At 75.3% G+C, this 9140-nt stretch carries 8 protein-coding genes, 1 tRNA gene and 1 riboswitch; of the genes, 6 read left to right on the plus strand and 3 right to left on the minus strand.

From position 1 onward, the window contains the following. The coding region (locus tag GTY84_RS05000) for a transposase (RefSeq protein WP_161224873.1) at positions 1-288 on the plus strand (288 nt) is incomplete at its 5' end. A 206-nt stretch (positions 289-494) separates the two neighbouring features. Here GTY84_RS05000 and GTY84_RS05005 read toward each other — a convergent pair. Then, positions 495-668: a hypothetical protein gene (locus GTY84_RS05005; protein ID WP_161224874.1), complete on the minus strand. Its 174-nt coding sequence runs from the start codon at positions 666-668 to the stop codon at positions 495-497. A gap of 195 nt (positions 669-863) precedes the next feature. Between GTY84_RS05005 and GTY84_RS05010 the strand changes: the two genes are divergently transcribed. The 5 genes from GTY84_RS05010 (at position 864) to GTY84_RS05030 (ending at position 6569) form a co-directional block, all read left to right on the plus strand. Continuing rightward, positions 864-1997, plus strand: a complete 1134-nt coding sequence (locus GTY84_RS05010) for a dihydrofolate reductase family protein (RefSeq protein ID WP_161224878.1) — start codon at positions 864-866, stop codon at positions 1995-1997. 167 nt (positions 1998-2164) lie between these two features. Then, positions 2165-2238 (plus strand) — tRNA-Met (locus tag GTY84_RS05015). 262 nt (positions 2239-2500) lie between these two features. After that, positions 2501-3778 (plus strand): PP2C family protein-serine/threonine phosphatase, encoded by a 1278-nt coding sequence (locus GTY84_RS05020; RefSeq protein WP_237532072.1) that lies wholly within the window; start codon positions 2501-2503, stop codon positions 3776-3778. Positions 3779-4013: 235 nt separating this feature from the next. Next, a riboswitch (cyclic di-AMP (ydaO/yuaA leader) is annotated at positions 4014-4170 on the plus strand. Positions 4171-4181: 11 nt separating this feature from the next. Next, positions 4182-5261 carry a M23 family metallopeptidase gene (locus GTY84_RS05025; RefSeq protein ID WP_161224875.1) on the plus strand — a complete coding sequence of 360 codons (1080 nt, stop codon included), beginning with the start codon at positions 4182-4184 and terminating at the stop codon, positions 5259-5261. Between the two features lie 354 nt (positions 5262-5615). Then, positions 5616-6569: an aldo/keto reductase gene (locus GTY84_RS05030; protein ID WP_161224876.1), complete on the plus strand. Its 954-nt coding sequence runs from the start codon at positions 5616-5618 to the stop codon at positions 6567-6569. A 72-nt stretch (positions 6570-6641) separates the two neighbouring features. On the opposite strand, the gene GTY84_RS05035 is transcribed toward GTY84_RS05030, so the two are convergent. Both GTY84_RS05035 and trmB read right to left on the minus strand, forming a co-directional pair. Then, the gene (locus GTY84_RS05035; RefSeq protein WP_161224880.1) at positions 6642-8042 is read right to left on the minus strand and encodes a PrsW family intramembrane metalloprotease; all 1401 of its coding nucleotides are present in this window, start codon (positions 8040-8042) and stop codon (positions 6642-6644) included. Between the two features lie 57 nt (positions 8043-8099). Then, positions 8100-8942, minus strand: coding sequence for a tRNA (guanosine(46)-N7)-methyltransferase TrmB (gene trmB, locus GTY84_RS05040; RefSeq protein WP_161224877.1), 843 nt, complete (start codon positions 8940-8942; stop codon positions 8100-8102). Positions 8943-9140 lie beyond the last annotated feature (198 nt).

Consider the following 9140-nt stretch of genomic DNA (forward strand, 5'->3'; position numbering starts at 1 on the left):
CGGCCCCGGCGCCGTCCCGACGTGGTGCTGGGCGACCGCGGCTACGACCACGACAAGTACCGCCGCCTCGTCCGCGCCCTCGGCGTGAAACCGCAGATCGCCCGACGCGGCACCGAGCACGGCTCGGGCCTGGGCATCCAACGGTGGGTCGTCGAGCGGGCCTTCGCCCACCTCCACTGGTCCCGCCGCCTGCGGATCCGCTGGGAGATACGCGACGACATCCACGAAGCCTTCCTCATCCTCGGATGCGCACTCATCTGCTGGCGACGCCTGAAGTCATTGCGTTAGGAGTTCTTAGAACCGGTCAGCGGAGTGACTTTGGCCGGGAGCTGCTTTGGCGCGAGTGATCATGGCCCCTCAGGGCGGCCCGCGGATCGGGCAGGGCTGTCGGCCTCGCCCGATCTTTGATCGACACCGCGGTGCACACCGCCTCCGACAGCGTCATACCGGTACGGAGCATCGCCGCCAGGTCGTCATGCAGGATCGGGTCGACCTCACGGACAGAGCCTTGCCCGGTTTCGGAGGGGTGCCAACCTACCCTCACCGCCCCGGACGGTGCGCCCGCGGTCGAGGATGCGCCGGTCGCAGTCGGGGGCGTCGTAGCGGGGGATCGCATCGAGGACGACCGCGAGCAAGCCGTGCACGGGGTTCGGGATGCGGTCAGCCATGAAGCTGGGCTCATTGCACCGAAGAGGTTCGGACCAACGCGCTGTCTCATGTTGCTGCACGGGGCGGCGCCGTAGTCGTGCTGGCGGCGCCCCGGCGGCGGGGCGGGGGGCGGTGCACGGGAGACGTGCGCCGGCGCGTCCGGGAGGATCGTGCCGCCGGGCCCGGACGGAGGCCCCTTGATGGGAGAGACCCCGATGCCCCTGCCCCATGTCCTGCTCTCCGCCGCCGTGTCGCTCGACGGATACCTGGACGACACCGGCCCCGAGCGCCTGCTGCTGTCCTCCCCCGCCGACTTCGACCGGGTCGACGAGGTCCGGGCCTCCTGCGACGCGATCCTGATCGGCGCCGGCACCCTCCGGGCCGACAACCCGCGGCTGCTGGTCGCCTCGGCCGCGCGGCGGGCCGCCAGGGTGGCCGCCGGGCAGCCGGAGCATCCGCTCAAGGCGGTGGTCAGCGCCACCGGCGAGCTGGACCCGGCCGCCCGGTTCTGGGGCACCGGCGGCGAGAAGGTCCTCCTGACCACCGACGGGGGCGCCCGCCGGGCCCGGCGGCTCGGGCTCGCCGGTGACATCGTGCCGCTCGGCCCCACCCTGGACTGGCGCGCCGCGCTGGAGCACCTGCGCGACCGGCGCGGTGTGCGGCGGCTCATGGTGGAGGGCGGCGGCACCGTCCACACCCAGCTCCTGCGCCGGGGCCTCGCCGACGAACTCCAGCTCGCCCTCGCCCCCGTGCTGGTCGGGGACCCCGCCGCGCCCCGCCTCTTCGGGCCCGGCGGCTACCAGGACGGGCGGCTGGCGCTCGTGGAGACCCGGCGGGTCGGCGACGTCGTCCTGGCGCGGTACCGGCCTACCGCCCCCGGCACCGGCCCGGAGGCGACCGCCGCCGACCGGCACTGGCTGGGGCTCGCCTGCGACCTGGCCGCCCGGTGCCCGCCCTCCCGCACGGCCTTCAGCGTCGGCGCGGTCGTGGTCGCCGCCGACGGCACGGAGCTGGCCCGCGGCCACTCCCGGGAGGGGGGCGACCCCGTGGCGCACGCCGAGGAGGTGGCCCTCGCCGGGACCGACCCGGCCGATCCCCGGCTCCCCGGCGCCACCGTCTACTCCAGCCTGGAGCCCTGCTCCCGCCGCGCCTCCCGCCCCGCGCCCTGCGTCCGGCTGATCCTCGACGCCGGGGTGCGCCGGGTGGTCACGGCCTGGCGCGAGCCCGACACCTTCGTCCCCGGGGCCGACGGCAGCGGGGCGCTGGCCGCCGCGGGCGCCGTCGTGGTCGTCCTGCCGGAGTACGCCGAGCGGGCCGCCGCGCCGAACCGGCACCTGACGGCCCCCTGAACCCCGGGGACCCGCACCCCGGCATCCGGGCTCCCCGTCCCGGCGTCCATGTCCCAGCCGTCCGGCTCCAGGGACGGGAGGGGCGGGCGTGACGGCCGGGGCGCGCGGGGCCCGGGAAACGTGTGTGCGCGGTGGTCCCGCGATGGCGTACACTGGTCACACAACGACGCGGGGTGGAGCAGCTCGGTAGCTCGCTGGGCTCATAACCCAGAGGTCGCAGGTTCAAATCCTGTCCCCGCTACTGAAGGCCGGAGGCCGGAATCCGAAAGGGTTCCGGCCTCCGGTCGTTTCCCCGGCGCCCCGTTTCCGTCCGGCTCCCGTCCCCGTCCCCGCCTCGTCCCCCCCTGCCCCCGCCCTCCCGTCCGGTGGCCGTCCGGCCGTCATCCGATCGGCGCGCACCGCTCGCCCGCCGCCACCGCCCCGGGAAACCTGGGACCCGGACGGCGACACCGGCACGGACGTGCGGGGCGGGTGGCGGGAGACGAGTGGTGCGGCCAGGCGACATGGGCGACGAGGAACCGGAAGGCCGGTCCCCCGACGGACCGCCCCCCGGCCCGCCCGCCCGGCCCGCGCCCGCCCGCGCCCGCTCCGGCGCGTCGACCGGCCGTGCGGACCGGGCCCGCCGCGGCCCCCACCGCGGTCACGGCAGCCACGACGAGGGACCCGGCCCGCTGCGCATCCCCTCCCCCCGGCGCGGCCCCCCGGTGGGCAACCGGCTGGTCCGCGTGCTGCCGCCGCTGCTGATCCTCGTCGCGATCGTCTACGACTCCCTCACCCCGAGGTACTTCACCGCCGGGCCCCTCTACACCGCCGCGCCCCTGGTCGCCGCCCCCCTCTACTCGCGGCGCGGCACCGTGCTCACCGCGGCGGCCGTGATCGCCTCCGTCAGTCTGCTGCAACTGGCCAAGGGGGTGCTCCACAGCGTCGACTCCCTCACCGAGCTGATCACCATCGCGACCGCCGCCGTCCTCGCCGTCCTGGTCAACACCTCCGTCCGCCGCACCGACGAGCGGCTAGCCTCCACCCGCGAGATCGCGGAGGCCGCCCAGCGCGCCGTGCTGCCCCGGCCCCCGGAGCGGATCGGCGGCTTCGAGATCGCCGCCCGCTACGAGGCCGCCCAGGCCGGCGCCTTCATCGGCGGCGACCTCTACGCCGTGCAGGACAGCGCGCGCGGCGTCCGGCTCCTCGTCGGGGACGTGCGCGGCAAGGGCATGGGCGCCGTCGCGGCCGTCGCGGTGGTCATCGGCGCGTTCCGGGAGGCCGCCGAACAGGAGGCGACCCTGGAGGCGGTCGCGCAGCGGCTGGAACGGGCGCTCGCCCGCGAGGGCGACCGGCGGGACGGTCTGGACGACTACGAGGGCTTCACCACCGCCGTCCTCGCGGAACTCCCGCACGGCGACGGCTCCGTCCGCGTCGTCAACCGGGGCCACCCCCCGCCGCTGATGCTGTACGCCGACGGCACCGTGCGCCCGCTGCCCGCGGGGGAAGCCGCGCTGCCGCTCGGCATGGGGGAGCTGGGGGTGTGGCCGGACCGCGCCGAGGAGGCCGGATTCCCCGCCGGGGCCACCCTGCTGCTGTACACCGACGGGCTGTCCGAGGCGCGCGACGCCCGCGGCGTCTTCTACGACCCCGAGGCGCGGCTGCGGGGCAACCGCTTCGCCTACCCGGCGGACCTGCTCGACGCCCTGGCCGAGGATGTGCGCCGGTACTCCGGCGGGGGCATGGCCGACGACATGGCGCTGCTCGCCGTCCGCCGTCCCGCGAACCGTCACGGACGGTGAGGGTCCGACCGCCCTCCGCATAACAATTGACACACCATCAGGACGGAGTGCGGTGAAGAAGTGGTGCTCGGAGGGCCGCGCGCGGGGTCAACTCGCCCCGTTTTCGCCTGTCGTAGTGCTTTGGATCACCCCCGAATCGTTAATGATCAAGCGGAGCGGCTTGGAATACCCGGCTCTCGTCTATTAACGTTCGATAACGCAGCGCGGTCGTCCCAGCCGTCACAGAAGGCGGCTCCGCGCGCACATGCCGAATCCCGCGAGGGAACCGGGGAACCACCACCTTGGGGTGAATCGGGCGCACGCCGCCATGGCGACATGGCCGAAAACCGCCCGTAGGAGACCTTCCTGCTCCGAACCCGTCAGCTAACCCGGTAGGCGGAAGGAAGGAAAGGAGCACGCCCACGTGGCGTCCAACCGGCCTGCCCCCGAGGCCCCGTTCGCACCCTCCGGCCACGGTGTCGACGACACCTTCGGCCACGGCGTCCCCCGACCCGAAGAGGGTCCCTGGGAGGAATGGAACCCCACCGCGGAGTCCGTCCGCCCCGTGCGCGGCCGGCACCGCGTGGCCAAGCAGCGCGGCGGGCTCGCCCGCAGCTCCACCGTCCTCGGCGTCGGCGTCATCGCGGCCGTCGGAGCGGGCGGCATGGCCAGCGCGCAGACCGGCAAGCCGCCGGTCTCGATCTCCCTGCCGGACCTGCCCAGCCTGCCCGGCCTGTCGAAGGTCGGCGCGCTGGTCGCCGGGGACGAGGAGCCCTCCGGCCCCGAGACCGCCGCCACCCCGCTCAGCGCCGTCGGCGTCACCACCGCCGACACCGCCCAGGGCACCGCCGACGCCGGTGAGGCGCTGCGGACCCGGATCCTGGAGCAGGCCGAGCAGCAGCAGGTCCAGGTGGAGAACAAGGCCGCCGAGAAGGCCAGGGAAGCCGCCGTGAAGCAGGCCGCCGAAGCCGCCCGGGCCGCCGCCGACAAGGCCGCCGAGGCGAAGAAGGAGGCGGAGGCCAAGGCCGCCGCCGAGAAGGCCCGCGCCGAGGAGGAGGCCCGCAAGAAGGCCGAGGCCGAGCGGCTCGCCGAGCTGGCCCGGCAGTACACGCTGCCGACCTCCTCCTACACGCTCACCTCCACCTTCGGCCAGGCCGGCAGCATGTGGTCCTCCGGCCACCACACCGGGCTCGACTTCGCCGCCCCCACCGGCACCCTCGTCAAGGCCGTCCACACCGGCACCGTCACCGAGGCGGGCTGGGCGGGCGCCTACGGCTACCGCACCGTCCTCACCCTGGAGGACGGCACCGAGCTCTGGTACTGCCACCAGTCGTCGATCAGCGTCGGCGTCGGCCAGCAGGTCAACACCGGCGACGTCATCGGCCGCGTGGGCGCCACCGGCAACGTCACCGGCCCCCACCTGCACTTCGAGGTCCACCCCGGCGGCTCCGCGAGCGGCGTCGACCCGGCGGCCTGGCTGCGCGGCAAGGGGCTCGGCCTCTGACACCGGTGCGGCGGACCGCGGTACGGCGGCGCGCCCCGTCCGGCACGGGACGCGGGCGGCGCCCGCGGTGCCCGCAGTGCCTCCCGTGCCCACCGTGTCCGCCGGGCTGCCGTGTCCGCCGTCCGCCGTGCCGGGCGGGGCCCCTGGTCCCGCCCCGCGCTCCCGTGCGCGGCGTGCCCGTCGTGACCGTGTGCGGGGCGCCGTCGCGGTGACGTTCCCGATGCCCCGGCGGTTCCGGCGCTCACCCCCGACGTCGGGGCCGCCGGTCCCCCACCGGTCCGGTGGCGGGCACCGGCCGACACCTCCGCCCGGCCGGTGGAATGCCCGCTTCCCTCCCGGTCGTTGACACAGGGCATGACCACCACCTCGCATCTGCGCAAGCTCGGCTCCTCCGACCTGGAGGTCTTCCCGCTCGCCCTCGGCGGCAACGTCTTCGGCTGGACCGCCGACCGGGACGCCTCCTTCGCCGTCCTCGACGCCTACACCGCCGCCGGCGGCAACTTCTTCGACACCGCCGACTCCTACTCCGCCTGGGTCGACGGCAACAGCGGCGGGGAGTCCGAGACCCTCATCGGCGAATGGCTCGCCTCCCGCGGCCGCCGCGCCGACGTCGTCGTCGCGACCAAGGTCAGCCAGCACCCCGACTACCCCGGGCTGACCGCCGCCAACATCCGCGCCGCCGCCGACGCCTCGCTCCGGCGGCTCGGAACCGACCACATCGACCTGTACTACACCCACTTCGACAAGCCCGAGGTGCCGGTCGAGGAGATCATCGGCGCCCTCGACGAGCTGGTGCGGGCCGGGAAGGTCCGGCACATCGCCGCCTCCAACATCACCGCCGAACGGCTCGCCGCCTCCCTGGACTTCTCCGACCGCGAGGGGCTCGCCCGGTACGTGGCGCTCCAGCCGCACTACAACCTCGTCTCCCGCGGCACCTACGAGGGCGAGCTGTCCGCCCTCGCCGAGCGCTCCGGGCTGGCCGCCGTGCCGTACTACGCCCTCGCCTCCGGCTTCCTCACCGGCAAGTACCGGCCCGGCGCGCGGGTCGACAGCCCCCGGGCGGCCGGGGCCGCCGGGCACCTGGAGAGCGAGCGGGGCCGCCGGGTGCTGGCCGCCCTCGACGGAATCGCCCGCGACCGCGGCACCCCCGTCGCCACGGTCGCCCTCGCCTGGCTCGCCGCGCGGCCGACGGTGGCCGCGCCGATCGCCTCCGCGCGGACCGTGGAGCAGCTCCCGGCGCTGCTGGGCGTGGCCGAACTGGAGCTGACGGAGGAGGAGACGGGGCTGCTGACGGACGCCTCCGCCTGAGCCCCCCGCTGACGCCCGCCCCGGCGACGGCCCGGCCGGGGCGGCCTCCGCCTTGCCACGGGTGCCGCCGCGCTACGGGCGGGGCCCGGGGCGGGGGAGCGCCGGGAAGGGGCCGTACGGGGTGTACGGGGTGTACGGGGCGGAGTGCGCGTACCCGGCGGGTGCGGGGTGTCCGTACGGGGCGTGTGCCGGGTGCGGGACGTACGGGACGTACGGGTGGTGGCCCTGGGGCCAGTGGGCGGCGTGCGGGTGCGGCCACGGCGGCACCGGGTACGGGGGGCGCGGCGAGGTCGCCCGTGCCGCGTGGTCCAGCGCCGGGCGGGCCGCCTCCCGGCGCTCCCACAGCGCGTCCAGCAGCAGCCGCTCCCGCGCCTGGTAGTCCGCGCCCGCCCGGCCCAGGCGCCCCTTCCGGCGCAGGTACGCCAGCGCGCTCGTGTACGTCCCGTACTCCGCCACCGCCCGCTCCGCCGCCCGGCCCCCGTGGCGGCGGGCGTACTGCCGGGCCGCCCTCCTGCCCCGCACCGAACCGAGCGCGAACGGCTCGAACGGGCCCAGCCACCCGGCCTGCACGTACACCGGCAGCTCCGTGCGGACCGTGCGCAGCTCGCGCTGCCGGGACCGGATCACCAGCCAGGTCAGCAGGCCGAACGCGGGGGCCATGAACACCCCGTACACCACGAAGAAGCCGTACTTCCCGAACGTCACCGAGCCGTTCCACAGCGCGTGCACGCCCATGGCCAGCAGCAGGCCGGTGAGCGGGAGCAGCGCGCGGCGCGCCCGGCGGCTTCCCGGGCGGTCCGCGCGGAGCGCCGCCAGCCCGAAGCCGATGCCGGTGAGCACCGTGAACAGCGGGTGCGCGAACGGCGACATGACGACGCGGACGAAGAACGTCGCCGCCACCACCGACGCGACACCCTGCTCCCCGCCGGCCTGGTCGGTGCCGAAGGCCTCGCCCAGGTACAGGATGTTCTCGGTGAACGCGAAGCCGGTGGCGGTGACGCCCGCCGTCACCACGCCGTCCAGCAAGCCGGTGAAATGTCTCCTGCGGAACAGGAACAGCAGCAGCACCGCGGCGGCCTTGGCGGACTCCTCCACGACCGGTGCGATCACCGTGGCGCCCAGCGTGTCCGCGCCGCTCGGGTCGGCGGTCGCCGTCGCTATCCAGCGGGTGGCGAAGCTGTTGGCGACGATGGCGATCAGCGCCGCCGCGCAGGCGCCCCAGGCGAAGCAGAACAGCAGGTTGCGCCAGGGGCGGGGGTCGACCCGGTCCAGCCAGTGGAACGCGCCGACCAGCAGCGGCACGGGGAGCACCGCGAGGCCGAGGCCCACCAGGAAGCCGTCCGCTCCGGTCTGCCGGCGCACCAGGGCCAGGATGACCAGGCCGGAGAGCGCGAGCAGCGTGCCCAGGGCGCCGTAGCGCACCCGGGCGCGGTGCCACCAGTGCGGGCGGGGCGGCCGTGCCGGGTGTGGCATGTGCGCCGGGTGGGGGGCGTACGGCGGGTACGGGGGACTGGTGGCCACTGCAGGACCCTAACCGGTGGCGTCCCGGGCCCCGCCGTTCCGCTCCTCGGCGTCCCGTTCCCCGTCGGACTCCACACGGCGGAAGAGCAGGTCGTTCACCACATGGCCCTTCTCCAGGCCCTGGCCCTCGAACCGGGTCCGGGGGCGGTGTCCCGGGCGGGGTGCGAAGCCGCCGCCGGGGGCCGTGTTCTCGAAGGCCGGGTGCGCGGTCAGCACCTCCAGCATCTGCTCCGCGTACGGCTCCCAGTCGGTGGCGCAGTGCACGAGGGCGCCGGGGGCCAGCCGGGAGGCGGCCAGCGTCAGGAACTCCGGCTGGATCAGGCGCCGCTTGTGGTGCCGCTTCTTCGGCCACGGGTCGGGGAAGTAGACGCGCAGCCCCGCGAGGGAGCCGGGGGCGAGCATCTCGCGCAGCAGGATGATCGCGTCGCCGTTGGCCACGCGGACGTTGGTCAGTCCGGCGAGGTCCGCCAGGCGCAGCAGGTTGCCCTGGCCGGGGGTGTGGACGTCCACGGCGAGGATGTTCGTGCCGGGGGCGTCGGCGGCCATCAGGGCCGTGGCCTCGCCCATGCCGAAGCCGATCTCCAGGACGACGGGGGCGGTGTTGCCGAACAGCTCGGCCAGGTCGATGACCTGCTGTCCGTCGATGTCCAGGCCCCACGCGGGCCAGAGCCGCTGCAACGCGTCCGCCTGCCCGGTGGTGACCCGGCTGCGGCGGGGCTGGAAGCTCCGGATGCGCCGCTCGAAGTGCGATCCGGCGGGGTCGGCGCGGGGGCCGTCGGGGAACCGGGGCTCGCCCTTGGCACGGGGGGCGTGCGGCTGGGGGGACGCGGGGGTGTTGGGGGAATCAGACACAGTGCGTCGATTTTACGTGGGGTGCGGGTGGGGTGCGGGTGGGGTGCGCGGGGGTGCCTGGGGCTTGCTGTTGTCGGGTGCGGGTGCGGGTGCGGGTGCGGGTGCGGGTGGGTTGTGGGTGTGCCTGCGGCGCATCTTTTGGTGGGTGGGGGTGTTTGTTGCGCCTTTGGTGTTTTGGGGTTGGGGCCGGGGCGGGGG

The organism is Streptomyces sp. SID8352 (genome assembly GCF_009862265.1).
Lineage (GTDB): Bacteria > Actinomycetota > Actinomycetes > Streptomycetales > Streptomycetaceae > Streptomyces.

Excerpts from the sequence above, each read along its gene's own strand:
- GTY84_RS05030 (WP_161224876.1), top strand. The coding sequence starts at position 5,616 with ATGACCACCACCTCGCATCTGCGCAAGCTCGGCTCCTCCGACCTGGAG.
- GTY84_RS05005 (WP_161224874.1), bottom strand. The coding sequence starts at position 668 with ATGGCTGACCGCATCCCGAACCCCGTGCACGGCTTGCTCGCGGTCGTC.
- GTY84_RS05010 (WP_161224878.1), top strand. The coding sequence starts at position 864 with ATGCCCCTGCCCCATGTCCTGCTCTCCGCCGCCGTGTCGCTCGACGGA.
- GTY84_RS05035 (WP_161224880.1), bottom strand. The coding sequence starts at position 8,042 with ATGCCACACCCGGCACGGCCGCCCCGCCCGCACTGGTGGCACCGCGCC.
- GTY84_RS05020 (WP_237532072.1), top strand. The coding sequence starts at position 2,501 with ATGGGCGACGAGGAACCGGAAGGCCGGTCCCCCGACGGACCGCCCCCC.